General features: G+C 54.5%; 30 protein-coding genes. 21 read left to right on the top strand and 9 right to left on the bottom strand.

Features of this window, described 5'->3' with window-relative positions; genetic code table 11:
• The 21 genes from VEB01_RS22500 to VEB01_RS22405 form a co-directional block, all read left to right on the top strand.
• Positions 1-340: hypothetical protein (locus VEB01_RS22500; RefSeq protein WP_324879466.1), on the top strand; the 340-nt coding region annotated here is incomplete at its 5' end.
• Positions 340-696 carry a hypothetical protein gene (locus VEB01_RS22495; protein ID WP_324879464.1) on the top strand — a complete coding sequence of 119 codons (357 nt, stop codon included), beginning with the start codon at positions 340-342 and terminating at the stop codon, positions 694-696. The genes VEB01_RS22500 and VEB01_RS22495, both read left to right, overlap by 1 nt.
• On the top strand, positions 689-1,063 hold the full coding sequence (locus VEB01_RS22490) for a hypothetical protein (protein ID WP_324879462.1): 375 nt from the start codon (positions 689-691) through the stop codon (positions 1,061-1,063). Before VEB01_RS22495 ends, VEB01_RS22490 begins: the two co-directional genes overlap by 8 nt.
• Positions 1,038-1,307 carry a KGG domain-containing protein gene (locus VEB01_RS22485; protein ID WP_324879460.1) on the top strand — a complete coding sequence of 90 codons (270 nt, stop codon included), beginning with the start codon at positions 1,038-1,040 and terminating at the stop codon, positions 1,305-1,307. Before VEB01_RS22490 ends, VEB01_RS22485 begins: the two co-directional genes overlap by 26 nt.
• 20 nt (positions 1,308-1,327) lie before the next feature.
• Positions 1,328-1,831, top strand: a complete 504-nt coding sequence (locus tag VEB01_RS22480) for a nucleoside triphosphate pyrophosphohydrolase family protein (protein ID WP_324879458.1) — start codon at positions 1,328-1,330, stop codon at positions 1,829-1,831.
• A gap of 131 nt (positions 1,832-1,962) precedes the next feature.
• Positions 1,963-2,151, top strand: a complete 189-nt coding sequence (locus VEB01_RS22475) for a hypothetical protein (protein WP_324879456.1) — start codon at positions 1,963-1,965, stop codon at positions 2,149-2,151.
• Position 2,152: 1 nt separating this feature from the next.
• Positions 2,153-2,530, top strand: coding sequence for a hypothetical protein (locus VEB01_RS22470; RefSeq protein ID WP_324879454.1), 378 nt, complete (start codon positions 2,153-2,155; stop codon positions 2,528-2,530).
• 94 nt (positions 2,531-2,624) lie between these two features.
• Positions 2,625-3,149 carry a hypothetical protein gene (locus VEB01_RS22465; RefSeq protein WP_324879452.1) on the top strand — a complete coding sequence of 175 codons (525 nt, stop codon included), beginning with the start codon at positions 2,625-2,627 and terminating at the stop codon, positions 3,147-3,149.
• Complete coding sequence (locus VEB01_RS22460) at positions 3,112-3,360, top strand: hypothetical protein (protein ID WP_324879450.1); 249 nt, start codon at positions 3,112-3,114, stop codon at positions 3,358-3,360. Before VEB01_RS22465 ends, VEB01_RS22460 begins: the two co-directional genes overlap by 38 nt.
• Positions 3,341-4,303, top strand: a complete 963-nt coding sequence (locus VEB01_RS22455) for a PD-(D/E)XK nuclease family protein (RefSeq protein ID WP_324879448.1) — start codon at positions 3,341-3,343, stop codon at positions 4,301-4,303. Before VEB01_RS22460 ends, VEB01_RS22455 begins: the two co-directional genes overlap by 20 nt.
• Positions 4,304-4,307: 4 nt before the next feature.
• Complete coding sequence (locus VEB01_RS22450) at positions 4,308-4,664, top strand: hypothetical protein (RefSeq protein WP_324879447.1); 357 nt, start codon at positions 4,308-4,310, stop codon at positions 4,662-4,664.
• A 3-nt stretch (positions 4,665-4,667) separates the two neighbouring features.
• Positions 4,668-4,964: a hypothetical protein gene (locus VEB01_RS22445; protein ID WP_324879445.1), complete on the top strand. Its 297-nt coding sequence runs from the start codon at positions 4,668-4,670 to the stop codon at positions 4,962-4,964.
• 92 nt (positions 4,965-5,056) lie between these two features.
• Positions 5,057-5,350 carry a hypothetical protein gene (locus VEB01_RS22440; protein WP_324879443.1) on the top strand — a complete coding sequence of 98 codons (294 nt, stop codon included), beginning with the start codon at positions 5,057-5,059 and terminating at the stop codon, positions 5,348-5,350.
• 5 nt (positions 5,351-5,355) lie between these two features.
• The gene (locus VEB01_RS22435; protein WP_324879441.1) at positions 5,356-6,228 is read left to right on the top strand and encodes an AAA family ATPase; all 873 of its coding nucleotides are present in this window, start codon (positions 5,356-5,358) and stop codon (positions 6,226-6,228) included.
• Between the two features lie 367 nt (positions 6,229-6,595).
• Positions 6,596-7,057 (top strand): hypothetical protein, encoded by a 462-nt coding sequence (locus tag VEB01_RS22430; RefSeq protein ID WP_324879440.1) that lies wholly within the window; start codon positions 6,596-6,598, stop codon positions 7,055-7,057.
• Between the two features lie 209 nt (positions 7,058-7,266).
• The gene (locus VEB01_RS22425; RefSeq protein WP_324879438.1) at positions 7,267-8,553 is read left to right on the top strand and encodes a DNA methyltransferase; all 1,287 of its coding nucleotides are present in this window, start codon (positions 7,267-7,269) and stop codon (positions 8,551-8,553) included.
• Position 8,554: 1 nt separating this feature from the next.
• Complete coding sequence (locus VEB01_RS22420; RefSeq protein WP_324879436.1) at positions 8,555-9,010, top strand: DUF6378 domain-containing protein; 456 nt, start codon at positions 8,555-8,557, stop codon at positions 9,008-9,010.
• Entirely contained in the window at positions 8,929-9,153 is a 225-nt protein-coding gene (locus VEB01_RS23260; RefSeq protein WP_422656157.1) for a DUF7220 family protein, read from the top strand. Before VEB01_RS22420 ends, VEB01_RS23260 begins: the two co-directional genes overlap by 82 nt.
• Positions 9,150-9,863 (top strand): FAD-dependent thymidylate synthase, encoded by a 714-nt coding sequence (gene thyX / locus VEB01_RS22415; protein WP_324879434.1) that lies wholly within the window; start codon positions 9,150-9,152, stop codon positions 9,861-9,863. The genes VEB01_RS23260 and thyX overlap by 4 nt, the downstream gene beginning before the upstream one ends.
• A complete protein-coding gene (locus VEB01_RS22410; RefSeq protein WP_324879432.1) occupies positions 9,860-12,196 on the top strand; it encodes a DNA polymerase in 2,337 nt (778 codons plus the stop codon). Before thyX ends, VEB01_RS22410 begins: the two co-directional genes overlap by 4 nt.
• Positions 12,197-12,576: 380 nt before the next feature.
• A complete protein-coding gene (locus VEB01_RS22405) occupies positions 12,577-13,782 on the top strand; it encodes a DUF3987 domain-containing protein (RefSeq protein WP_324879430.1) in 1,206 nt (401 codons plus the stop codon).
• A 209-nt stretch (positions 13,783-13,991) separates the two neighbouring features.
• On the opposite strand, the gene VEB01_RS22400 is transcribed toward VEB01_RS22405, so the two are convergent.
• The 9 genes from VEB01_RS22400 to VEB01_RS22360 form a co-directional block, all read right to left on the bottom strand.
• Positions 13,992-20,216, bottom strand: coding sequence for a PLxRFG domain-containing protein (locus tag VEB01_RS22400; protein WP_324879428.1), 6,225 nt, complete (start codon positions 20,214-20,216; stop codon positions 13,992-13,994).
• Complete coding sequence (locus VEB01_RS22395) at positions 20,213-21,376, bottom strand: hypothetical protein (protein WP_324879427.1); 1,164 nt, start codon at positions 21,374-21,376, stop codon at positions 20,213-20,215. Before VEB01_RS22395 ends, VEB01_RS22400 begins: the two co-directional genes overlap by 4 nt.
• A complete protein-coding gene (locus tag VEB01_RS22390) occupies positions 21,376-21,867 on the bottom strand; it encodes a hypothetical protein (RefSeq protein ID WP_324879425.1) in 492 nt (163 codons plus the stop codon). Before VEB01_RS22390 ends, VEB01_RS22395 begins: the two co-directional genes overlap by 1 nt.
• 9 nt (positions 21,868-21,876) lie before the next feature.
• Complete coding sequence (locus VEB01_RS22385) at positions 21,877-22,833, bottom strand: hypothetical protein (protein ID WP_324879423.1); 957 nt, start codon at positions 22,831-22,833, stop codon at positions 21,877-21,879.
• A 393-nt stretch (positions 22,834-23,226) separates the two neighbouring features.
• Entirely contained in the window at positions 23,227-23,703 is a 477-nt protein-coding gene (locus tag VEB01_RS22380) for a GNAT family N-acetyltransferase (protein ID WP_324879421.1), read from the bottom strand.
• On the bottom strand, positions 23,666-23,908 hold the full coding sequence (locus VEB01_RS22375) for a hypothetical protein (protein ID WP_324879419.1): 243 nt from the start codon (positions 23,906-23,908) through the stop codon (positions 23,666-23,668). The genes VEB01_RS22380 and VEB01_RS22375 overlap by 38 nt, the downstream gene beginning before the upstream one ends.
• Positions 23,908-25,488, bottom strand: a complete 1,581-nt coding sequence (locus VEB01_RS22370) for a hypothetical protein (protein WP_324879417.1) — start codon at positions 25,486-25,488, stop codon at positions 23,908-23,910. Before VEB01_RS22370 ends, VEB01_RS22375 begins: the two co-directional genes overlap by 1 nt.
• A 421-nt stretch (positions 25,489-25,909) precedes the next feature.
• On the bottom strand, positions 25,910-26,410 hold the full coding sequence (locus VEB01_RS22365) for a TIGR02594 family protein (RefSeq protein ID WP_324879415.1): 501 nt from the start codon (positions 26,408-26,410) through the stop codon (positions 25,910-25,912).
• Positions 26,407-26,697: a hypothetical protein gene (locus tag VEB01_RS22360; protein ID WP_324879413.1), complete on the bottom strand. Its 291-nt coding sequence runs from the start codon at positions 26,695-26,697 to the stop codon at positions 26,407-26,409. The genes VEB01_RS22365 and VEB01_RS22360 overlap by 4 nt, the downstream gene beginning before the upstream one ends.

Genomic DNA, 26,697 nt, shown 5'->3' with positions numbered 1-26,697 from the left:
TGCGCAGTTGGAGTTCAAACACATCGAGAGCGAATACATCCTGACAGCGAGCACACGCCAAGACGAGGTGTATGACGCCCCCCTCTTCACCCAACCACTCACCGCTGACGCCATCTTTAATCAAGGGATAGAGGAAAGCGTGAATCGAGCAGCCGCCTTCGTCGCAAACAATGAGTGTGAGATTGACTTGGCTGGACTTGCGCAAGAAATACGTAATGGAAAGCGCCCCACTGATATGGTGACGATAAGCAGGACAAAGTTGGAGGAAGCCTTCTCGGATGATGGTGTAAATCTGACTAAGTTGGTAGAGGTTGTCTCCCGCGAACTGGAGGGGAAGTGATGAGCATGCATCGTAAGCCATTGACGGACTTGGAACGTGAAGGGCTAATAGCGCATGGGTTTGAGCGGGACATAGGAAAGCCAAGCATGCTCGCGGATGTATTTAGGCACGGCGTGGCATGGGCGCTCGCAGCGACAGAGAAGGATGCGGAGCTGTTAAAAGGCCTTCGTCGCCTATGCGGTTACGTGCAGGACGGAAGTGCGGAAACGGTATCAATCTATCAAGACGACGCTACGCGAGACTGGGGCGTACGAGTCGGGACAGCCTTTACAGGGCGCGACCGCAACTATCACGGGATTTCCTTCGAGGAAGCTCTTGAGGCCGCCTTCAAAAAGGAGCTCCCTCCCGATGCCTAACATCCGCAACCGCAAGCGCTACCTCCCCATCGCGCAAGAACTCCGCAAGCGCCTTGAGGCCTACGGCATCAAGACAGAAATAAAAACCATCGCCGCGTGGGGGAGCATTTACATTACCTGCGAGGACTCGCGGATGGGCCAAATCCGCATAGGTGACCACGACGAGCGCGACCGCTACGGCTACCGCTGGCAGGTGCGCACGGACCTTGAGGAGATTGCCATTGACACCTCAAAAGGTCACCGGCGCTTCTTCTACCCACCCTCGGAACTTGCCGCCATGGCCAAGCGCATGAAACAATACCACATCCGCATTCTGGAGAATGCTCAAAGGGAAGAAATATATGATAAACTCCAAGCCCAAGGGTAAGCGGGGCTTCGCCTCGATGGACCCCGAGAAGCAGCGACAGATTGCCAGCAAAGGTGGGAAGTCGGCACACGCGCTTGGGCTTGCCCACCGCTTCACCAGCGAAGAGGCTCGCGCCGCCGGCAAGAAGGGCGGGATGAGTTCCGGCTCGCAGCACCGATGGACCCCGGAGGAAGCGCAAGCGGCCGGGCGCAAGGGCGCACTTACCCGTAAAAGAAAACTCAACCAACGAAAGGACTTAAAATGATAATCCAGAAGCCAGTATACATGCAGCGTTATCCTGACGGCCTGTGGCGAGAGCTACCAGAAGGGGAGTTTCAAGCCGACAACCCCAACCATTCGCTCTTCTATGAGATGCAGTTTGCCGCTGACGACACCTCCGACCAACTCAATTCCTTCATCGAGTCATGGTATGAGTTCTTCCGCCAAATCCCCCGCACCATCCACCACCTTAACTTGCGCTGGTGGACCGACAGCAATGGCCGCGACATCCGGCGCAACCCTTACTGCTTCAGCAATAAGCTGGCGCTAATTCACAGCGAAATATCCGAGGCGCTTGAAGGCGACCGCAAGAACCTCTATGATACGCACCTTCCACAGTTCCCCATGCGTGACGTCGAACTCGCTGACGCCCTTATCCGTATCCTCGACCTCGCCGAAGCTTACAACATCGACATCGCCAAGGCGACGATTGAAAAGCTTAAATACAACCGACGTCGTGAGGACCATACGGCTGAGCACCGGGCAACTGCCAACGGAAAGAAGTACTAACGTGGACAAGGGTGCAATTGCGTTTATAAAATTCATAGTAGTTATGATGCTGCTGATGTCTATTCTCGGGCCGATTTTCGTACTCGCTATGCGCTGGGTAACTTCCTTCCCTGTAACCGGAGGTTGTTAACATGCTCAGCCTCGGCACACAAATCAAGTCGCTTATGGGTTTGCTGGAACTCGATGACTTTACCTCATGGGAAACGGACTTTGTTTCCAGCGTAGCTCGGCAAACCCGCGAGGGGCAGGATACAACTCGGCTGACCGAAAAGCAAATTGAGGTTATCGAGCGGCTGCATAAAAAACATTTTGGAGGATAATATGAGCACACAACCTTTAACCTTGATGAACTGGAAGACCGACCCGGCCTTCGTGCAGTTTCTCCAGTTCGACTTCGACTTCAACTTCGCCTCCCCCGAGGCCAAGCGGCAGGTGATGACCCTGCTTCCCCTCGCCGTGGGCGACAACCGGATGCACGGAGCAATCGCCAATGCCGTGTTGAAAGAGGCACTTGACCTGTGGAACCGTCCGCGTGAACGGCACTTCTTCGTCCGCGAGAATATGCGCTGGCGGTACATCGGCATTGAGCGCTCCATGCATCTCATCCCTGTGAAAGCGCAGTATCGCGTTGGCCGACTCCGCCGCCGACTATCCCCTGGCTCATTCTGCCAACAGCCAAGCCACGAAGTTATTGCTTGACAAACTGGATACGGGCGCGTAATATTTTAATGGGACGATGATTAAATTAATGACCGTCCCAACTCTGAACCTCTACAACTTAAGGAGCTACACCATGAAAGCATCACACATACTCAGCCTCATGCAAAACGACTACACGACCGTTCAGGTTGCTTACTCCGAGGGCGGCAAACTTTACACCTTCAAGGCACTGAAAAGTGACAACCTCGCGAAGGATGATTTTGTTGTCATCCCAACCAGTTACAACGACTGGGGCTACACCCTCGGCAAGGTCATCTCCGTCGACGAGGAGGCTGACATCGACACCTCCGTCGCCTACACCTACAAGTGGATTGTTGGCAAGGTCGACCTCGTCCGCTACGCAGGTATCCTGGAAGTGGAAAAACGCTTTGAGCGCCACATTCTTAATATGCAAAAAGCCAACACGCGCCGGCAGCTGGTACAGTCCGTCCTCGAAAGCTTTCCTGAGGGTTCAAAGGAACGCGCCGATTTCGAGCTGCTGCTGAACTCCGGCCAAAGTCTTGAACAAATCGAAAGGATGTTAAACAATGGAACAAACCTCAACAACGACTCTAACGACGATGCCCCAGGCGCCGGTACTGGGGGTAGCGGAGCTTAACGACCTCCGCCGCCGCGTACTCGCCGGCGAGCAAGTCTCCACCGAGGAACTCGCCGCCGGGATTAAGGCTATTCGCCAAGGCCGCGCCAGTGCAATGGCGGCTAAGGCGAAGGCCCCCGCCAAACGCAAGAAGAAACTCAGCGAAGAAGAAGCAGAAGCTGAGCTCGACAATCTATTAGGAGGTATTGGCCTTGGACAATCCGAAAAGTAATCTTGAACTCGTTCTCGAGGGGGGCAAGGCCCCCTTCCCCGAGGTCATCGACAACACCTACCGCGAGGGCTTCACCCTCTGCCACCAAAAGCACTACTGGCAGGCCATCGTCCGCATAACCCCTGACGTGCCCAACATCCACCTTCATGCCGGGAAGAGTTTCGCCAAGGCTCTCGAAACTACCCGCCGGGAGTTTTATGAAAATGGAAAATCTTCCACCGAAGCAGTTGCCCTCGGCCATGCCGCCCTCATCCAAGCCTACGGCGACTTCGACGTTATCCACGGATACACTGACCACAACAAGTCCTGCGCCAATATGCTCCGAGCCTTCGAAGACTATTTCTTCGAGTATTCGCTTGACCATTCAAGCCTTGTACCGGTCACCACAGCAGACGGGAAGCGAGGTATCGAGTTTTCTTTTGCAATCCCCACTAACGTCTTGCATCCCACAACGGGCAATCCAATACTCTATGCGGGTCGATTCGATATGCTTGGGGAGGATGTGGACCTTCAGTGGGTCGTCGATGAGAAAACTTCCTCGCAGCTTGGCCAGTCTTGGAACAGTCAGTGGGACCTTAATTCCCAGTTTACGGGCTACTGTATGGCGGCAAGACAATACGGATACCCTGTGGCAGGTGCCATTATCCGTGGAGTTGGCCTTCTTAAGACGAAGATTTCTCATCAGCAAGCTGTCATCTATCGACCTGAATGGATGATTGAGCGCTGGTGGAACCAACTTCACCGCGACCTCAAAATGATGATTGCCCTTTGGGAAGCGGACGACGGCAAGGGCAGCGCCTACGACTTTGCCCTCGGCGGGGCCTGCACATCCTACGGCAACTGCACCTTCAAGAATATGTGCATGTCGAACACTCCCCATGACTGGGCGCGAGTTGGCTTCCGGGCGAACGAGTGGAGTCCGTTGGCCGGCTTCGACCACTAAGCCAATGTCGGGTCTTGTCAAAGTTGACGTGTTTTTCGGGGCCGAGTTTATCGGCTCCCTTACCCAATACCACTTCAACACCAACAGCGACCGGCCGGCAATACAGAACGGCAGCGTTCTCGGCCTCTGCCCGTTTTGCGGGGAAATCTGGCTTCGGGCCGTCCACGCCGAGGGCCTGCCGTACTGGCGGACCGTCGAGCTACCTTGTTTAACCCATGCCCACCTGTGGGGGGACCATGCATTCAGGTGGGGCACTTTTGAGCACCTTATCGGGGACATTACCGACGCCCCTCATGATGTGCTTTTACTCGAATTCCTCTGGTGGTGCAAGCGCCGGGGAAACAACCTTTTAGGAGATTAGAAAATGTTTTCAGCTAGAGACTTAGCAGACCCACAAATTTCAGCCGTACCAAGCGCTCGCGGCGAAGTCACCTCAAACATGACCGACATTCAAGAAACAATAAACGCACTGGAAAACCTTCTGGGAAATCTAGAAGACCGTCTTAAGCCAGTTACTGCGGAGTCCCCGCAAGCTGTCAGTGATGGCATAAAGCCGCCGTCTGGCGATACCCAACTCGGCTATGCTCTCAACGAAGTTCAGTTCCGCCTTGAAGGTATTCGCGTCCGTATGTTCACTCTGCTGAATTGCTGTCAGCTATAGAAAAGAGGCTTGACACCTGCATTTAATGGGGATATGATTTTTTTAATCATCACCCCATTACCAGCTACCACTAACCTCAGGAACCAGATACCATGCCAAATACCAAAACCCTTACCGCGTTTGTATATGCTCATAAATCCGCTTACTCCACCCCTGAAGAGTCGCACTTTATCATGCTCAGCGGCTACCCCATCGACGACCCAAGCTTCATTTTGCTCGAAACCCGCGACCTCGAGGTGAATGTACCCGAGGAATCCGAACTCATCCCGAAAACAGTTGCTGCCCTTGAGGCGAAAAAGCAAAAGATTCGGGCAGATGCTCATGTGGAAGTCGAAAAAATCGAAGACCGCATTCAGTCCCTTCTCTACCTAACCCACAAGGAATAAAACCTATGGACGCTTCAACCCAAGCGGCAGCCCCGACTCCGTCCGAAGACACCGCTATCTACATTCCCGGCCCCAAGACGCTTCTCGTCGGCGGCACCGGCACCGGCAAAACCCACAGCCTCCGGACGCTCGTCGCCCAAGGGCTCGAGGTCTTTGCCTTATTCACCGAACCCGGCATGGAGGTTGTTGCCGACATCCCGACCGACAAACTCAAGTGGCACTACATCCCCCCGGCCTCACCCGACTGGGCTGACATGCTGGACAGCGCCACGAAAATCAACTCGATGTCGCTGAAGATGATTTCTGGTATGGAGGACATTAATAAGCGTAAGTACCAGGGCTTTATGGATGTTGTTCGGGTACTCGGTAATTTCGTCGACGAGCGCACCGGCCAGTCCTTCGGTCCCGTCGACAAATTCGACGCCAAGCGTGTTCTCTGGATTGACTCGCTCTCCGGCCTCAACATCCTCGCCATGAACCTCGTTACCGGGAGCAAGCCGGTAAAGTCAATGGCGGACTGGGGTATGGCGATGGACAACCTCGAGCGGCTCCTCACCAAGCTCTGCGTCGACGTCCCCTGTCCAGTTGTCTTGGTCGCCCATGCTGAGCGCGAAACCGACGAGGTCACCGGCGGCACAACGCTGATGGCCAGCACCCTCGGTAAGAAGCTCGCCCCCCGCCTCCCCCGTTTCTTCTCCGACGTTATCAATGTCAAGCGGGATGGGGACAAGTTCACTTGGTCTACGATGACGCACAACATGGACCTTAAGGCTCGCAACATTCCCCTTGCCGACAACCTCGCCCCGACCTTCGAGCCCATCATCAAGGCTTGGAAGGCCCGGAATGAAGAAGCTCGTAAGGCTCGCAATGGAGGCTAACAATGCAACGCGAAATTGAAGCTACCGTAAGGTTAGTCTATACATGGATTAATCTCCGACGTCCTGACCTTTGGGTTCGTATACAAGATACAAATCTGGAGCAAGACCGGATTCTGCTTAACCAAGTTACAGGTTGCAATGTCCAGGCGGAAGACCCCATAATCTTCGGTATGCTTTCGCATTTACACCGACTTGAGGAGATTTTCGAAAATCGGGTTGATTAGTATTCCAGCGCAGGGTAGAGGCTGTGCTGTGAACCGGCAGGAAAGTCTGTCACGAGCTTTCGCTGTCCCCGCATCCGGTAAGCGGGATATAACTATAACTTTACTTTTGACGTACCTTAACCATTAACAAGGAACCATTTACCATGGCAAATGAAGATACCACTTTCAATGTTGACGCTTTTCAGAACGCTCAATTTAGTGATGCAAACTCCACTGAATACGTTCCCGTCCCTGTCGGCGAGTTCCCTGCCGTCATCGATAAGCAAGCAATTCGTCAAGCCAAGCAGTCCATCATCCTCGATGTAACCTGGAAGATTGACAGCGAAGAAGTGGCTCGCGAAACCGGCATCGAAAACCCAACCGTTCGTCAGTCCATCTTCCTCGATGTGAACGAAAACGGCAACCTGGAATTCGGCAAGGGCAAGAACGTTCAGCTCGGCCGACTGCGCGAAGCTCTGGGTCAAAATGTCGCCGGTCAACCCTGGACCTTCTCCCACCTCGTGGGTCAAGTCGCCAAGGTTCGCATCGCTCATCGCGCTGATACGACCAGCACTCCTGGCAATACTATCATGCGTGCTGAAGTTGCCGGCGTGACAAAGCTGTAATTTCGATCAGTTTTTAATCTGTATCAAGAAGGGGTTTCGGCCCCTTCTTTTTTCGGAGCATCATATGTTTCCATCAGTAGTAGAACACCCCACCTACGGGCGGCTGACGGTTAAGTCTGCTGGACACTTTCCCGACACAGCCATCGTAACTGACGAATCCGGCAAGGAATTCGAAATCGAAATAAAACACCTGATAAAGGGGACCACAAATGACACCACTCCTCGCAAGTGAAATCATAGTAAGAGAAAATCGCCAACGTCAAACCTTCGACATTGACAAAATCACCGAGCTGTCAGAAAGCATTCAGCGCAACGGCTTGATGCATCCGATTGTGGTGCGCCGTACTGACGAGGGCTTCGTGCTGGTCGCCGGGGAGCGTCGACTCAAAGCTATGCAAATGCTGATTGACCTCGACATCCCTGTCCGCTGCGGAGACACTCTCTACACCGGCGGAACCGTACCGAACCTCCAGCTTGGCGAACTCTCTCCCGAGCAAGCCGAAGAAGCCGAACTCGAAGAAAACATCCGGCGAGTAGATTTAACGTGGCAGGAGAAAGCCGCCGCCACCGCCCGTCTTCACTTGCTGCGCAGCAAGCAAGCTGACGCCGCCGGCCAGTTCCGCCAAACCCTTGCTATGACCGCCGCCGAGCTTATCGGCGACCTCCCCACCAGCAACGATGTCTCGATTGTTAAGGAAAACCTTATCATCGCGCAGCATCTCGATGACCCTGACGTCGTCAAGGCGCCGACCCAGAAAGAGGCATTAAAGGTTATCGAGAAAAAAGCCAAGGCTCAGCATCGTGCTGAGCTTGCAAAAAAGTTCGACCTGACCAAATCCCCGCACCGGCTTATCCACGCTAACAGCCTCGAGTACATGGCTGACTCCCTTGGCGATGAGGTTTTCGACTGCCTTCTCACCGACCCCCCGTACGGAGTTGACGCCTCGAATTTCGGCAGCAACTTCAGCACCCTCCACGAATACGAAGACGGATGGGAGTATTTCCTCGGCATTTCCCGCACCCTCTCTATTGAGGCCTTCCGGGTACTGAAACCCAACACCCACGCCTACGTCTTCTGCTCTTTCGAGGGCTTTTCCATCCTTGCGCGGGACTTCACTAAGGCCGGCTTTAAGGTGTGGCCACAACCGCTTATCTGGGCGAAGGGTAACGGCAACGCCCCTTGGGTTTCCCAGGGCCACAAGCGCACCTACGAGTGCATCATGTTTGCAAGCAAGGGCACTCGTGAAATGAACGTCGTCAAGGCAGACGTTCTTGTCCACTCCCCGGTGAGTGACCGCGAGCACGGCGCCGAAAAACCCGTACCCCTGCTCGTCGACCTGCTCCAGCGCAGCGTCGTTCCGGGCGATAAAATCCTCGACCCATTCGCGGGGTCAGGTAGTATTTTCCCAGCGGCCAGCGCAGTCTCCTGCGTCGCCGTGGGGATTGAACGCGAAGAAGCTTCCTTCAACCTTGCCCTTACAAAATTGGAGAATTAACATGGCAAAAGGACTTAACCAAGCTGTTGACACACTCGACTTTTCCCCTCCCCGCACCCCGGAGTTTCTCGCCGCACCTCCTCCGTCGGTTTTCGAGGAAGCTGACACCATCGTGAACGGCGACCGGGAGCAAACCTACGGCCACCCGGCAAAGAACCTCCACGCCACCGCACTTATGTGGAAGGCTCACATCGAGGCCAAGTACGGTATCGTTGTTCCCCTCGACGCCTTCGACGTTGCCTGGATGATGGCGAACCTGAAACAGTGCCGCCAGATGCATATGCATAAGCGCGACAACCTTGTCGACGCCATCGGGTACATCGGGCTGGAGCAAAAAATCCGGGATTACAACGCCAGAACAGGGAGCGAGAAACAATGCAACGCAAATCAACAAGCCTCCTCGAGGCCTGCCTCGGGACAGCTGTCGGATTCGGGGTCAGCCTCATCCTCCAAATAGTCATACTGCCGAGAATCGGCTGTCACGTATCGCTGGCAGTCGACATCCTCGTCGTGTGCATATTTACAATCGCCTCCGTTATCCGCTCCTACTGGATGCGGAGGTTTTTTAATTGGCTTCACGTTAAGGGAATTTTAACATGAGCGATAAAATAAACGTACTTGACCACGGCTTTGTCCGGTTGGTCAGTTGTATGCAGCCCGTCGACCCGTCGGCTGAGGAAAATGACATGTGGTTTGGGGACCTCGAAATCGTCCGCAACGCGAGGGTGAGTTATGATGCCGACTGGCGGGAGGGTGATGAAAAGAAGGACCAAAAGCTTATTGACTACCTCTACAAGAATCGACACACTTCCCCTTTCGAGGCGATGGTTTTTACGTTCGAGGTCAAGGCACCCCTCTTCGTTCTCCGTCAGTGGCATCGTCACCGCACCTGGAGCTACAACGAAGTTTCTGCGCGGTATACGGAACTTCCCGAGGAATTCTATCTCCCCGCACTTTCTAGCGTCACCACGCAGCACCAAAGCAACAAGCAAATGCGCACTGACGACCAGCACCCAACGGCGCATAAGTTCGTGGAAGAGTTGAAAGAACACAGCGAGCGGGCGTTTGAACTCTACCAATGGATGCTGGCCGATGGATACCCCCGCGAACTCTGCCGCACCGTCCTCCCCCTTAATACCTACTCTCGCATGTTCGCTACAGTTGACCTGCACAACCTCTTCCACTTCTGCCGGCTACGTTTGCACCCACACGCTCAATACGAAATTCGCGTGTACGCGCAGGCCATGCTTGACCTCGTCAATACCATCTGCCCTTATGCAGTTAAGGCATTCAAGGAGGGCTTAGAATGATTGAACCGCAGGGGCGTCGGCCAGCTCGCATAATGATTATCGGGGACAGCCCAGGCCCCGATGACCAACTAAAAGGTCGGATGTGGCAGGGCACAGCGGGGGCAGAACTTCGGCGGATGCTGGCGCAGTCCGGCATCAACATGAACGACTGTTACTTGACGAATGTTTTTAAGCGGAGGACTTATGTCGAGGACCACTTTGACTTCAAGAACAAGCGCCCTATTGGCGGGGAGGTAGAAAATGCTCGTAAGCTTTTAGAGCGTGAAATTGAGGAATGCGACCCTACCCTCATCATACCTATGGGGGGGCTTCCCCTGTGGATGTTCAACGGGGATAGTGCTATCTCTACTTGGCGCGGGAGTCTGCTCGAGTGGCGGGGCCGGAAGGTCCTCCCCACTTACCATCCCTCGCAAATCATGCGCATGTGGGAGTGGCGAGCCTTTGCCCTCACCGACCTGCGCCGGGCGCAAGACGAGTCGCTAACCCGCGACTTCAACTGGCGAATTTACAACTTCACCGTTAGACCGCAATTTGGTCAAGTAATAGAGCAACTAAACAACCTACTTGACACGGCGGAACAGGGTCCGCTTAAGCTCTCTGTCGACCTCGAAACCCGCTCGCAATTCATGGCCTGTATCGGCATCGCCTGGTCGCAGACTGACGCAATCTGCATTCCTTTAATGTGTGTTGAAAAACCGGAGGGGTATTGGGATGAACACGAAGAACTGGAAATTGTTACAATGGTGCGTAGCTTGCTTACTCATCGTAATGTCAGGGTGGTCGGTCAGAATTTTCTATACGATGCACAGTACTTTGCAAAAGAGCACGGCTACGTCCCCAACCTTACCGACGATACCATGTTTATGCAGCACGTACTCTTCCCCGGCCTTCCCAAAGGGCTTGATTTTCTCGCTTCCATGTACTGCCAGAAATATGTCTATTGGAAAGGCGAGGGAAAGGACTGGGACCCAAGCGTACCCGAAGAGAAACTGTGGATTTATAACTGCAAAGATGCCTGTTACACGTATGAAATCAGTGATGTGTTGCCAGCGAGTTTAGCCCAAAACAACCTCACCGAACGGTACAACTTCCAAATGCGGATTTGGTGGAGAGCCCTCCGCATGATGCTTCGCGGCGTTCGCATAGACCTCAAATACCGCGACCAACTGGCAGGAGAATTACTCCATGAAATCATGCAGCGAGAGCAACGCATACTTCAGTTATGCGGCCATCCCCTCAATCCCCGGTCGCCCAAGCAGATGTCGACGTTCTTTTACGAGGACTGCAAACTCCCGGCCCAGCGTTCTCGCAAAGGCACTCGCGGAATCACGACGGACGATGAGGCGCTCACAAAAATCGCAACCCTCGAGCCCATCGTCGCTCCGCTCTGCAAAACCATCCGGGAAATGCGAAGCCTCGGCGTCTTCCTCTCCACTTTCGTACGGGCGTCTCTTAGCCACGACAAGCGCATCCGCTGCTCCTTCAATCCTGCGGGGACTGAATCGTTCCGGCTTTCTTCCTCGAAGGATGCTTTCGATTCAGGCACAAATCTCCAGAACATTCCGTCCGGTGATGAGGAGGAGGAACATGATGCAAATGCCTTGGTTCTTCCGAACATACGCAAGCTCTTCGTCCCGGACCCAGACTACATTATCTTTGACGTCGACCTTTCAGGTGCTGACGCTCAGGTGGTCGCATGGGAAGCTAACGATGATAACCTTAAAGAAATCTTCCGTTCCGGCCAGAAAGTTCACGCTGTCAATGCGAAGGATATTTACGGAGCGGATGCCGGCCCGGATGGCAAGCGGGAGCCGTATTACAAACGTGCTAAGATGGGGTGCCACCTTACGAATTACGGAGGTAAACCACGGACACTTTCAGTCGCCCTTGCTCTTACCATGCATGAGGCGGAGTTGTTCCAGCGCCGTTGGTTTGACATCCATCCTGGGATAAAGGACTGGCACAACCGCATCGAGGCGCAACTGCAGAGCACTCGTGAGGTGCGAAATAAATTCGGCAACCGCCGCTTTTACTTCGACCGCGTGGAGGACCTGTTGCCCGAGGCCCTTGCTTGGGTCCCGCAATCTACCGTCGCCCTCGTCACCAACACCCAGTGGGATAACATCGACACGCAAATTCCTGAAATCCAATTGCTCATTCAGGTCCACGACTCCCTCGTAGGCCAGTGCAAAATTCAGGATTGGCCACGCGTCAAGCCGCTTCTAAAAGAAGCGCTTAAGGTGCTGGTCCCCTACGATGACCCGCTTATTATCCCATCCGGGTTAAAGACCTCAACCCAAAGTTGGGGGCATTGCGTCGCTGAGAAGTGGTAAAACTTGGGGCGGTGATTAAATCAATTACCGTCCCATGTTCGTCTGTGGTCAACCGCACATACACGCTACCGGGGCATGTGATATGGACAAAAACGCATTTAAAACGCATTATACACGCATAACTCAAATCCGGGCGGTCACAGTACCGACCCCAGATTAAATCCGTATAAACGCATTTCTAATTGAGCCTCTATGCTAAAGAAAAAAGAAATACCTCCCCGCCCTTGCGGTTATTGTGAAGTGGAGTTTATACCGGCCCGAGAGTGGCAACGATTCTGTTGCACTAAGTGTCGGAATAACTACCACGCGGAACTTCGAGAGAAAGAAATCCAAGCACTGCTCGATGAGCTAGCACAACTAAAAGGGCAGGGGACGAAGGTATGAGGAATCACGAGAACTGGCTTAAAGCTTTTATCGAATACGCCAGCTTTGGCGAAGCCCCGCTAAAGATGCTCTTTTGGACCGGCGTTTCGACAGTGTGTGGGGCGCTGCGTCGTCGGGTTTGGCTGGATATGAAATACTTCCAGTGGGTACCGAATATGTACATTGTCATGGTGGCACCTCCCGGTATTGTCTCCAAGTCGACAACTGCGAATGTGGGGATGAACCTCCTCCGCCGTGTCGATGGCATTGTCTTCGGGCCAGACGTTGTAACGTGGCAGGCGCTAGTCGAAAGCATGGCGAAGAGCACTGAACTTGTGCTCGACAAGACGACGGGAGAATACCTCCCGATGTCCTGCATCACCATCGCTTCTGACGAGTTCGGCAACTTTCTCAACCCCGACGACCGGGAGATGGTGGATGTGCTTGTGAGTCTGTGGGATGGTAAGCGTGGCTCCTTCACCAAGACGACAAAGATGTCAGGCAATGACCTCATCGAGAATCCGTGGATTAACCTTATTGCCTGTACCACCCCCGCGTGGATAAGCGGCAATTTTCCCGAGTACATGATTGGGGGCGGTTTTACCTCCCGCTGTGTTTTCGTCTTTGCCGACTCGAAGCGGCAGGAAATCGCCTACCCTGACGAGAATGTCCCGCCAAATTTCCTGGCAATGCAGGGTTCGCTTATAGAGGACCTAAAGCAAATCGCTGAGCTTTTGGGAGAAATGAAACTTACCGACGACGCCCGTGAGTGGGGCAGGGTGTGGTACACGAATCACTGGCAGAATCCCCCGACCGGACTCAACCTCGAGCAGTTCGGCGGGTACCTCGCCCGGAAGCAAACTCTCATTCACAAACTTGCAATGGTCGTTTCAGCCGCCCAACGCAACACCCTCGAAATCACTGCCGCAGACCTCGAGTTCAGCGCCGAGAGCATCAGCGCCCTCGAGCAAGACATGCCGAAGGTATTCCTCCGCATCGGTCAGGACAAAATTACAAAAGGCACTACCGACATTACAGCCTACGTCCAGGCTCACGGTCGGGTGTCCAAAAACACCCTCTTCAAACACTTCGTCCGCACACTTAGCTTCAACGATTTCGAGGCTTCGTTGCGCGGGGCTGTACAAGCGGGCTTCGTACATTACCAACAACAGGGGAACGAGCAGTATGTCGTTAAAGGGGGTCTAGGTGGCGTACAAACCTGAGAGTGCATTTCGGTTCGTGGTTAACTGTCAGAAGGTTTGCTGTCCGTACGAGTATCTCCGACAAACCCGCAGGGAGACCTCACAGAATCTTGCCGACTTTCTTGGCTTCTCTGTGAGGACTATCCGGTACTGGCGACTGCGCTACCGCGAGGGGGTGGTGAAGTGCGAACGCCTGCACGATTGCCCCCACCGCCCCGACGCGCAGCCTATTACTCTTCCTCGTCAGCGAAAGACTCGGAAACTCCCGCCGCAAGGTTCCTAGCGTTTTTCGGCACAATACCGAGTTCCCGCTTGCGTTGGGCATCGAGGTGAGCTCGGTAGCTCTTGTGCAGTTGCCATTTCTGCAGCCGCATTTTCACATCCACCACCGAGTCGTTAAACTCCTCAATCCGCGACTCGACATCCGCCAGCGCTTCGCGGTCGTCGGCATCGCGGGCTTGACTCCACGCCGCCTGCAGGTTTTCCCGCTGTTTCGTCCAGTACATCACGGCTTCGGTTCGGGCCCAGTTTTCTTCTCGGGTCTTGTTCAGCCCGCTTGGAGTAAACCCAGCTATCTTCGCAGCCCCTTCCGCAACTGAGGGTTCGTAGATAGTTTCCCCAATCCGGCCCTTGACTTCGCCGCTATCAATCCACTCCATTCCGGAGCTAACTGAACCGACGATGCCGGGGAACCGCTGGATGTTCTGTTCGATGCTCTTCCCTTGCCCGAGGTTAATAGCCATTTCGCCGAGGTTTTTAATCAAACTTCCCGTCACCCCTGTCGAGGTTAGAAGCGCCCGGCCGGCAAGTTCCTCTGGCGTTTCCGGATGCGAGTTCACGATGTCAGTTCCGGGCACCGGATTACCGATACCCAAGCTTCCACTAACATCCACTCCCATCACATCGCCGCCCATACCCTTACTCCACCACCGGGGGTCATTCACCCAATGCCAGCCTTCGGGCGCCGGGATTTGTTTTATCCCCTCGCGTAGGTGTTGCCGGGCACTCTTCCCTGTCATCGACATCAGCACGGCGTCGAGGATATCAAGAAGATTCCCGGAGAACGGAAGGGCCTCATAACCACCGAGCAGCAACAGCACCAGCAAAACTCGCTGTGTGTGATTAATCGCGCCTTTGTCTCTCGCCGCTCCGAGCATTTCCACCCGACGCTGCTTACCCAGGTTATACCCCCCGGTCGAGTGCCAAGCAAGATGCACTGCGAACGAGAAGAAGATGGTGAACAGCGGCAACAGACCGCCAAGGCTCCCGCCCCCTCGCATAAACTTCGGGCGATTGGCGAGTGTGTAGCTATTCTGCAGCAAGTCCGTTTGCTTCACCGCCTCCTGATACAAACTCTCCAGATTCACCCCGGCGTTGTTTTTCTTCGCCTCCGCCATTGCCGCATTCAGGGTTGCAAGGAAGGTGATTCGCCGGGCGTATTGCTCGGTCATCGTAAACGGCGCCATCCCTGCATCCGCTACCCACTGCAGACCTCGGTGCGTGTCGGCAGCCCAGCGGCTCCGGTTGGTCATCCGGCGAGTTACTCCAGCCGTTGCCGCTGCCCCTAAATGCGCTGCGTAGTTCTGCACTAAAAAACCCTCAGTAATCGCACGCTCGTACATTTTCGCAATTTCCGGAGCAATCTTACCCTTCCCACTCACCAACACCCCGAGCTGCTTATTCGCCTTGAGCATCGCCGCATCACCTGCCAGCTCCCCGTACTTCGAGGTCAAAGCTCCCCACGTACTAACCATGCCGGTGAGGTTCAGCAGCGCTGTCTTTATTCCGCCCCACAGGTACACGATTGCTACAAAGCTCCGGGCCGCATACATCTCGTTCGGGGGCGCCATCATGTAATCCTTGGTAATGGCCATGTACTTCTGAGCGCGCTTGATGTCCTGCAGCAGTCTGCGGCGGGGACCTGCGCGCATCGGAGTTTTGTCCACCTCTGCAAGCATTTGCCGCGCCGACTGTTCGGCCTTGTTGAAGGATGCAAGAGCTTCCGTCCGGGCAATCAGCGTCGAGTTGTGCCAGATAAAGTCAGCAAAGTTCCGCATCCGGTCTTTGCTTCCTCCCGAAATCTTCTCAATCGCCTTGCTGTATGGTGCCAGAAGCTTGTCCTCTTTCACAGGGTGCAACAGGTCATACAGCGTATCCCGTTGTTCCTGCGTCATATCCAGCGCTTCCGCCGCTACATCCACGTACTCGCGGGGGAGTGCAAGTAAAGCCCGTTTTTCGTCGGTCAAGTTAGCGATGGTCCGAACCCTCTGCCCAGGCTTCAGATTCTTTTCCAACAGCTCCCGGGCTTTCTCCCATTCCCTGTTGCTTTCGAACATCTGGCGATACACAACCTTGCGCTCCAGCCCGTTTTGCTCATACACCACTAGCCCCCACTCGCCATAATCTCCCCGAGGCAAAAATGGTGTCTCCCGAATCGAGGCGAAAGCCTTCTTCAACTCGTTCAGTTTGACAAGGAATTCCGACTGTTCCTGTACCGCCACACCCAGCCGACGGGCCAGAACAATCTGCGCAGCTTCCGTATGCTGCAACAGCGCATTCTTACTCCGCAGATAAATTTCCGCTGCCTTTTTCCCCTGCCGCGTGTTGATGTCAATGCCAGCCTCTTTCAGCTTATCCACCGTTTCCGCTGTCATAACGTGCTTCCAGCCAGTTTCATCTCGTTGCAAAGCTGTCCAATGCACCCCTCCATCGGCTTCTTTTTCAAGCGCCCGATTCAACTTCGCATCGGCCTCCTTCCCCAGCATCTGCCAGTCTTTTGCAATGCCTTCACCCAGGGCCTGCAGCCGGGACTTCGCAGCATTGTATTGACTTGACGCGTTGGCCATCTGCTCAAGGAAATAGAACTCGGGGTGTAGCCACGAAATTTGCTGGAGTTGCAACAGTGAATACTGTGCTCGGGCGAGCCAATTCAGCGCCCTCCCCGTTAACCCCATGTTTTCGTACTTTTCCAGCGTCCGGGAAAGCGTGTCAATTTCCAGACCTGTCGCCGTGGTGAGGTCAATGTCGGTTTGCATGTGAATGCGGGAGTCGTTGCTGTTAAAGGTAGCGTTCGCTGTTTTAACCTGCGCTGAGTCAAAGGCAACCCAACTCGTACCGCCCTCAACGTCATTCTCGTACTTAATCCCGTCATAGCCCAAGTGTTGCAGAATGCTCTTTAGGGTTGAGAAGTCTTCCCCATTCCGCTGAACAGCTTCAACCTGCACCGGCGAAAGAACACCGAGACCTTGCAAATGCAGGGCCAAATCTACTGGAGTTCTCCAGATATGAATAGCCCCGACTTCGGAGAGTTCCAGCGGATTGCGGATGTTCAGATACACTGGAATAATGTTCATCCCAGTATCTTGCGGCCGCATAGTATCTCCGCCTACGGCATTCCGTTGTCCCCGGAACTCATCAAGTGCAATCCGGGCGTGAACTTCTTCCGGGGCTGACCTATACAGTCGGGCATGTGCGGCGAGTAAATCACCAAAGTGCGCACCAATATCTCCGCTATTGAAAGTGTGGATATCAGCCTTCGTTCCGTGGAACATTACCAGCGGACGACCGCTCGCCGTGACCACTTTACTTGCATTCGCCGGGTCATTCTCCCAGTCACCAAACCAAGCCTTGAAAAACGGGCTCCGCTCGCGATGCTTCACCCAAGCCGCAATAGCTTCTTTCTGTTGAGCCTCCTCTGCCCCTGCTGTCCGGGCGCCGTTCTGCGGGTCGGTGTCAAGCTGCTTCCGGACCCGCATTTTAAGCATCTCCACCATGCGCAGGTGAGCCGTGTTCAGGTCGTTACCGCGAATCAACTTATACAGCTCTTGCTTTTGCTTCACGCTAAAGCTACCGAAGGTCACAGCCTTACGGAGTTTCTGCGCCATGTAATTGTCGCGAGTCATAGGCAAAGTGTCCTTCGCCTTATCCAGAGCCTCCTTTACTTCCCCACTTACCGAGGAGGCGAATTCCTGCGGCGCAACCAGCTGGCTCAATTTCCCGAGCGATTGTATCCAGGCCTCAAAGCTGGTCCCGGCCGAAATCCGCCAGGTTTGCCCATTGTCGAGCTTTAGCCCCTTTTTCAGCGCAATGAAAAGCTTCCGCAACGAGTTCTGCACCTTTTCCAGCGTCGAACCCATAAGCTGCTGCCGAACCTTTTCCTCCGCTTCAACATGCTTAATTCCGCCGCTGAAGTACTCCCCCTTGCCGAGGGCAGTATCCCTACCGAGTCCTTTCTCATGCGCATACCTGGCCATCTTTTCAGCCATGAACTCGTCGAAACTCAGATAGTCCTCAACCAGCGCATTCGTCAATTCATCAATTTGCTGCGAAATCGCCTGCCGCTCTTCCGGCACCCGTGTTACAGCCATCCGTGCCCGAAGCGTTGCGATGTCCTTATTCCCATTCGAGACAACGCGACGAACAAAGCTCTCCGCATTCATCCCCGAGTACCCACCCATTGCCTTGACCAGTTGCCGCTGCACTGCCATCGCCGGGGACATCCAGTGCTGTTGGAACCACTCCGCCGACTGCGTTTTCATTTGCGCCCGCAGTTGATTGTATTCCTTCGCCAGCTCAGCTTGCTCCGGATTCAACCCCGCGATAACCTCTTCGCTTATTCTTCCCTGCCGTTGTTCGAGGGTAAACGCTGATTGTACTTCCGGCGCCACGCCTTCAAGGAAGCGGTGCATCGTAAGTGCATGTCCAAACTCATGGTAGACATTATAGAAAGCTTTCGCTTTGGTATGCTTGTTAAAACTGCCGGCATTGAGTGTACCTTCTTCAGTTGCTGAAAAGTTCCGTACGAAAGCTGGGATAATGAGGTATTCCCCACTAGCCAGTTTCTGCGTCGTACCCACCGCTTGCCGGGTGCTCTGCGTTTCATTTGCCAGCACAATCGTTGCATCGGGCATGAAATCCTGACGGAGCTTTTCATACAGCTCGTGATAGCCTGCCAGTACATCGTCGCTGCGGTCCGCAGTAGGCTCTCCGATTACATACGTAGCCGGCTTTGTTTTGACTTTACCGAGGGGCTGGCCGACCTGCTCCGCTGGTCCATAGGCAATACGACGCTGACTTCTCGGAACCGCATCGTTTGGGTTCGGCTCATAATTCTCCGCATTCACCCGCACTTTCAGCGTGTTCCCAATTTGCGCGTCGGAGCTTAAAGCTTGGTCCACACCCACCGCACTGGTCCCATCGTTCGCCTCGCCGAAAGGCAAGACTTTCTGCACCTGTGCCGCTTGGACTTGCACCGCCAGCTCTTCGTCTGCCAGCGGGTCAGGCAACTGGATAAGGGCTTCGCGGTCGGGTGGGAGGTCCGGTAAATCTTGGGACGTTGATTGATTTAATGACCGTCCCGTTAAATCACCTTCAGCGTTCAGCTCATTCAGAATATTTTGCAGAACCTCTGAGCCTTCCTTATCGCCGGCAGTTGTGGCCGTGGCCAGTTCTGTCTCCAGCCCGTCGATGGGATTTTCCATCGGCAGCTCAGGTTCCGTTCGTTGGGGCAACAGAGCATCAATTCCCTTCGCCGTCGCGCCACCAAGCACTGCTGCAAATGGAGTCTGTATCGCCGTGTCGACGACGCTCGCTCCCATCTCTTCGAGGAATTGTCCCAGCGGTTTGTCGGGCGTGTCGATGGCTTGCTTAATTCCTTCCTGCACAATGGTCGTAGGAATTTCCGTCATCAGCTCCCGGCCGACATACTTCATCAGCATTTTGCCGAAGGCTTCTTGCCCGAGGTCTTTAATCAACCCACCAATCGGGGAAAGCTCAAACGCCGTACCAACACCTGCCTGCAGGCCTGACGAGACCAGCGCACGTTCGTGACCGGAACCTTCATCCCGGGATTCCCCGTATGCCGGTAGCATTTCCAGCGGTGCCGCAATTGACAACGCCGCAGCTGGACTCTTCGTCGCCACACCAGCAGCGATTGCCGGAGCCATTGTCGCTACGCTCGTTGCAACCCCCTGCGCATGCCGAAGCGGTTCACTCGGATTCGCCGGCAAAGCATCCTGCAGTTCGTTCTGCATCGCGCTTCGTTGCGCTGCCATCTGCGTATCATGCGACATAATCTCAGTGTTGCGCAGGCTTTCGGCCGCACCGTAGACTTGCGTGTATGCCTGTTGGAAGGGAATTCCAGAATCGACGAGTGCCCGAATCTGCAAGTTCTGCTCCCGGGTCAGCCCGGTGAAGCCTTCGGTATCAAGCGGTTTCGGCCGCGTTATCAAGTCTTCCGCATTCTGCCAGATATTCTTCCCGGCCCCCACTACAGCTGTTCCGAGGCTCTTCGCCCCTTCCACACTGAACAAATCAGTCTTTGCAGGCTCTGAAGCGCCAAAAAATTCCTCATCACTCAGCACCTTTGCGGGTGCCGGGGCTTTGAGGAATTCTTCGTCGGTTAGAGGTTGCTGCGAGGACTGGCCAAAAAACTCCGCGTCCGAAAGTGTCTTCACTGGGGTACCCATCCTTTACCTGTCCATTTAGCCTTTTGGCCGTTTTGATTTGTGTATACCTGTCCCTCAACCCGCTGACTTGGGTCTTGCGGAGCCAGCGGGATTCCCGTGCTTGCTGAAGCTCCGCCACCTGCTGCCAGCTTTTGCTTTGCAATTGCAAGCACAGTACCAGCGCTCTTCCCGACGGTCATCTGTTGCGTCTGATTCACCCAGTCGTCGAAGTGCTTATACTTAGATTGCTCTTTAGGGTCAAGCGAACTCCACTGCGTAATTAGTGAATCCGCCATACCCTCGAAACCGCTCAAATCTGCCGAGCCCCTAGTGCTACTGGTCGTGATGTACTTATGCGCACCGGCCAAAATGTCAGCGTTGATTTCAGCTTGCGTCTTAACATCCTTATTAGCCATCGCATACAGTCGAGCCTCTTCATCCGGCAGGGCTGCAATCCAAGCAGGGGTAGCTTCGCGGCCTTCTTTACTTGCTGTAACATTTTCCATACTAGCTGCTGCACTCGCATTACTCGCATTCGCCCGAGCATTCGTTGCCTTAAGCTCAGCCTTCGGCAAATCAAGAGTTGCCTGATACGAAGCATTAACTGCGTCGGGGTTAGCGGCTTTGTAGTCCTGAAAACGCTTAGCTTCATCAGCTTCAAACTGCGCTTTCAGCGCCTGCGCTTCCGCCGTTTTACCTTGCGTAACCAGGTTCTGATATTGCTGCCGCGCCGTACCCTTACGAATTTCCGCTTGCGATTCCCATTCCTTAAATTCCACCGTCCGCTGACCGGTTTGCTGGTCGGTCGAGCGGGTGAGTGACTCATCCCGGGCTACTGAAGCATTCGTCCGCTTTTCATCCATTTGCAGCGCACGTTCGTCAATTTCCCGCTTGCGGTCAAGCTCCGTCTTAAAGCCGTAGAAATCCATAGCGTCAAGACCGGTCCGCCCTACCGCCTGCATTGTGCTTTCCCCCTGCTCCCGACCCTGCAGCAAGTTCAGCCCCATACGCAGAATCGAGCTCTTCACGTTTGGGTCGTCAAGCACATGCTGCCAAGCCTTCTTCCGCCCCTCGACTTCCTGCGGGTTTTGGGGAGGCGCAGCCATCATCGCCCCGTTCGGGTTGTCAAGGATGTCAGCCATCCCTGGCTGTACTGGAAACGTAGCCATTATTGCCTCCCTTCGAGTAGCGCTGCCAGCGAAGGCAGGGTTGTAACGTTGGGCGTCTGGAACTGGGCAGCAGTGAAGCCTCGCCAGTTATTACCGCCGGCTGAGGGTGCGCCAGGATAGGTCTGCTTCTCCCGCTTCCCAAGCATACTTCCTACGCCCTCCAACATCTTCTTGTACTTCTCAGCCTTTTCCTTCTCGGGGTCAGCAGCGGGTTGTTCAGGCTGTGTTGCCGAAGCCGTTTGTGGAGGTACCCAACCACCGCCGCCAGGAGCTGAAGCTTCCCCGTCCAGAATCGCAGTGAAGTCCGGCCCTTGCGGCCCCTGCGGAGCGAACTGCGGAAGGCTCTGCTTTTGCATCTGCAGCGTTTCCTGTTGTGCTTGCTGAAAAGCTGCCGCCGGGTCGAGGGGGCTCATCGCCAGATTATCTAACAGCTGCATCCGAAGTGGCGAGTTCGGGTCTTGCAGTGCTGCCGTTAACATTGAAAAATCCATACTGTTCTCCTAGAATAATCCGCCAAGTACTGCGCCGCCGATTGCACCGATGCCAGTACCCATTGGACCAAACATGCTACCAAGCTGTGCGCCGGACATCGCGCCACCAAGTGCGCCTGCAGCACCACCGCTTTGAGTTCCGCTTCCCGAGGTGCTGGTTGTGCTTCCAGAACTCCCCGCCCCGTAGACGATATTCGCCCAGTTTTGCAACGGAATCCAGCCGCTGTTCAGGTCCCAGTTCCGACTGTCGCCCAGATAGTTTTCTTGAGCTTGCGCCATGTTCTGATTCTGCTGCCCAACAGCGCCGTAGGCAGTTCCGGGCATTGTCGTCGCCTGCATAGTTTGCGGGGTAAGCCCGTAAATCCGACTGAATGTATCCAGGCCTTTGCCGTAGGCATCTGATGTAACACGGCTTGCAGTATCCCCGATTGCCTGCGCATAACGCCCCGCCGCGATACCCTCAGCCACACCCTGCCGAGTCGAATTCCCCTGCCCACCATTGGCGATAGAGTTATTCCGAATTGAGCTCATCACGCCGCCGGCGTCAGTATAGCTTTCGGTAATCGGACGGACGCTGGCTGAAATCGCCGACTGCAGGTACGGATTGCTGTTGACATCGAGCACATCGCTCAGGCCAAACTTCGTCGCTTCGCCTAGTTGCGGCAAGTACTGACTCGCCATCGTATTAGCGGCAGTCCGCGTCAGATTCTGCCCCGTTAACTGGTCCTGATTCAGGGGGACAACCTGCGCACCTGGGTACGGAGATTCCCCGATTTTCTTTGCAGTTTGCTTATACAGTTGTTCCGCTGTATTCTGAATCTGCGAGCGGTTTGCGGCCTCTTCCGGGGAGTAATTCTGCACGGTTTGTGTGCTGCTGCCTCCCCCGCCACTACCTTTAAAGAGTCGACGATTCAGCTTGTTCAGCGGCGGCGTGAAAAATTCTGGTTCATGTAGAAAAATTCTCATGTTATTTCCCCAAAATTTGCGACATCAGGTTTTGACCGAGTGCGTCAAAATTCTGTTGAGGTTTAGGGGACGGGCCAGCAACTGGTGGGGCGCTTTGAGCGGGAGAAGCGCTTTGCCCCTGACCAAACTGCGGCCCGTCGAGAATATCAGCTAAGCCAAGCCCACCCTGCGGACCCTGCCAGCCGGGCTGAGGCATTTGGCTCATTTCTGGCGCCGGGCGGGAGTACACCGGCAACGCCTTTGATGCGAGGTCCGGTTGAGGAGCCTGCATCGGTTGCTGCATCTGGCCCATCGAATTTTGACCCCAAATGGGCGCCAGTGGGTTATTCCCCAACCCCGAGAGGTATCCATTTGGACCTAAAACTGGTTGATGTATTGGCATTGTAATTCCTTTCAGTGAAGGTTAAAGAGGCATTTGCGCATATACACAAAGGGCGCATCCTCAAAACCCATCCGTTCCATTAGCGCTTTTGCCCGGTGCGTGGTGAAGGTCTCCAGTTCGTCGCACCCGTTTGCCCTTGCCCAGTCCTCTACGGCTGGCATAAATTTCAAGGTAAGCAGCGGATTTTTCCCGGCAAAGCCGACCAGACGCAGTGTCTTTGCCTGTGGATATTGCACAAATTCGGTTAAAGCTACAATATGTATCTCCCCTTCAGTATGGATAACTAGGGCTGTCATGAGCCCTTCGGAGATAAGCTTAAATACATCTTGCGGCTGCAGCTTTCCGTCAGACACAGTAACCCACTTGAACACGAAGGGCTCGAGGTCTGGCCAAGCCGAGGCAATCGTATCGCCAGCGACTTGGAAGCATTCCGCACCCTCGTACAGTGTCTTAACCGAGCTTGTTCCAGCTTGCGTTGTAGTAGACATAAACACCCTTTCCGGAACCGGGGTTCCAATCAGTTCCATCCGCCCCGCGCACCATCCCCTCACGAGGTCTGGCCGGGGCGGTGTGGAGAAATTCAACGTGCCGGGAAATGCCCAGCTGCATAGCTGCCGCAATCAGATTTAGCTCTTCTTGCAGATACAGCTTAATATCTTTCGGGTCTTCCGGCGGCGTATTAGGCTGGTACATTAGAAGTTCCCCCCGAACTCGACATCGAGCTCGTACCCATACCAGCGCCATTCGATGGTCGTATTCGAGGCAAGTTCGATGGCCAACAACCTTCCGCTTAGCAATACATCAACCCGCTGGTTCGAGCCAATGGTAAAGTTTTGGTAAGGTCCCCACGTCACCGGACCGTTGATAACATTCTGCGTTCCCACGCGAATCCTTACCACCCCGCCAAGCGTACCTTCAATTCGAGGCCAAATACCGCGAATGAATTTGTAGCTGGTAAAGTCTGGCGGCATACCCTGTTTGAAGGGTATCCCGATACCAGTGCGCTGCAAGAAACTACTCTGCGTAGCCGTATCGTTTTCGGTCGACTGGTCAGCCTTGTAAAGTTTGCTTTCCCCGACGCTCGCCATCAGCATCCCGCGCTCAGAGCTCTTATACAGCAATTCACCCCAAGCAGTTGTATCGCTATCCCAGGGTTCGGGGTCATTCCAGTCTTCCTGAATCGTTGGGTCAACAATACCACTGGAAATCATACTCACTTCCGGGATGTCCTTATACCCGACAGCTCCAGAGCGGTAGTTCCAGATAATGGCAAAGTTGGGGAATTCCGCTCCGTCGACGGGAATGCAAATCCAGACTTCCTCGCGGTTCGGGTTCGTCACGACAAAGCTTTTATTTACCGCCGCTTGGTCAACGTTAGCACTCAGCCACCGACGCCACTTCTTGTTCAGCACACTCGTTGCACTTATCCCATCGTGTACGACAATGTCGCCTTGAGCCAGTACAAGATGCCGGCCAGTAAGAAACTCTGTCGCGCAGTTTGGACTCAGCACCCCGAAGGTTCCGAATCGCTTCGAGAACCTGAAAATGTCAATCCCGCCGATGAACTGCTGCGCCCATACCGAATCCTCTCGGTAGATGATGTTGTTGTCGCCAAGCGGCAGGCAATCAATCACAAACCCGGAGCCATCGCTGAAGGTGTATTCCCCGGCGTCAAGTGTCGGGTCGGTTTCATCCCACGAACTGGGAACTGCAAAGGGGTCGGCCGGGTGGGACCATTTCAGCATTTGCGGGAATCTATCGCCATCCTTCGTTACGTCCAGCGCGATAAGATAGCTCTTGAAAACCCGCATAACCCGGCAGGTCGTATCGGCTGGCCAATTAGACAGCTCGGCCAGTTTCGTGCCGGTGGTCGCAGGTAGCCACATTTGTGGAGCATCCACCCCGTTGTTCAGCACAGGCACTCCGCCAAGAATCCCCCCGGTCCAAGGGTCATTCACTGTCCCCGTATAGTTAACGTCGACTTCAGTTTCCTGCCGGGTGATGTTGATATGGTCAGTACCGTCAAAGACATACACCTTTTCGAGTCCGGCATAAATCCAGTTATACTTGTTATCGCTGGCGAGTGAGAACAACCCGTAAGGGGTAATGTCGGGGTCACCGAAAACCTGGAAATACCCGGTCGTCTTGGCCGCACAGTCGTCGAAAAACCGCACATTCAGCCCGTCGCTCCACGCATTCGGGGGGAGGGTATGCGGGGGGACATCCTTTACAATCCCCACTGCGCCTAAATCGCTGACATTAAAAATTGGCATAATTCACCTCAAGTGCAAATCGTAGGAGCGTGCAGAATAGGCCGCTCAGGTTCTGTTGCAGAGGGCAAGCCGGCCAGCCGAACCGCCGTGTACACGTAAAGCGCCCGGGCCTTTGGCATTCCGTCCTCAATGCAGAGCTGCTCCAGCAGCAAGTCCGCAAACTTCCTCCACTCTTTCGAGCTTAAGTACCCCATCCGCATAAGCTGGTACAGGGCGTCATGGATAAGACTCCCTCGCATGAAATCGGGAGTGTCGATAGTCGGACCGCTTGGACCATCCCAAGCGTAATCCTGCCGGATGTGCAGAAACCCTGAAGTTTCGAATGTGATAAACCGAGTTATGATAAGCTTTTCGGGAGCCTTATCTAAAAACAGCCCATAGTCTTCCACGAGCTGGTATTTATACCCCGCCCGGTACTTAATCACTTTTCGTTCTTAGAGCTTGCGCCTAAGCCCTCACCGTACTTCGGCAAGTTGTACTGCAGGGGGTAGTGGGTGTCCAGCGGCCAACGGTACCCCAACACGCGGGAGGGGTCAAATGGCGCGATGGTCACGGCATTGCTCTGATTGCCGCCGAGTACCATCAGCCGATTGCGGGTATCCACACCCACAACTAGCCCCACGTGCCCAGCACCGCCGCGCTCGAAAATTACCACGCAACCGTAGGCTGGCAGTGCGAGCTTCTTCCCCCAATCAAGCCAAGCCCGTGCGCGGTAGTACGCTTTCGGGGGGTTAAGCTCGGCCATTCGAATCACTGCCCCAAGGCCTACCCCGCACCAAGGGGTCTCATCGTCTCGCCACCAAGCACCCATAAGCACCAACGCCTTTTCAATGAAAGGCGCAGTTTTCTTTCCGGGAATCTCCTTCTGCCCGAGATAGTTAAGTGCGATTTCAACCCATAATGGCTTAACAATGGTTCTCATTTCATCCCCCCTCTAGGTGCATATAAATCTTCGCGGAGTTTCTCCACCTTTTGGTCAATCTTCTCCACACGGTCATCGACACGCTGAACACTTGCATTCAGCACCTCGATGTCTTTCTGTAAAAGCGGTACGGCAAGGTAGATACTCCCCAACCCTGCAATTACCGACATAATTCCTGTTTCAATAAGCCGCGTCGTGAGTGGCGTCGGCTCGCCCTTTATCGCAAGCGTTACAAATGGAACATAGTTCAGCATTTGTACGAATTTGTCTGGCAATTGCTCTAGCAT

Origin of the sequence: Methylocaldum sp. (assembly GCF_035627495.1) — a bacterium.
GTDB lineage: Bacteria > Pseudomonadota > Gammaproteobacteria > Methylococcales > Methylococcaceae > Methylocaldum.
This window is presented reverse-complemented; position numbering and strand designations above follow the sequence as displayed.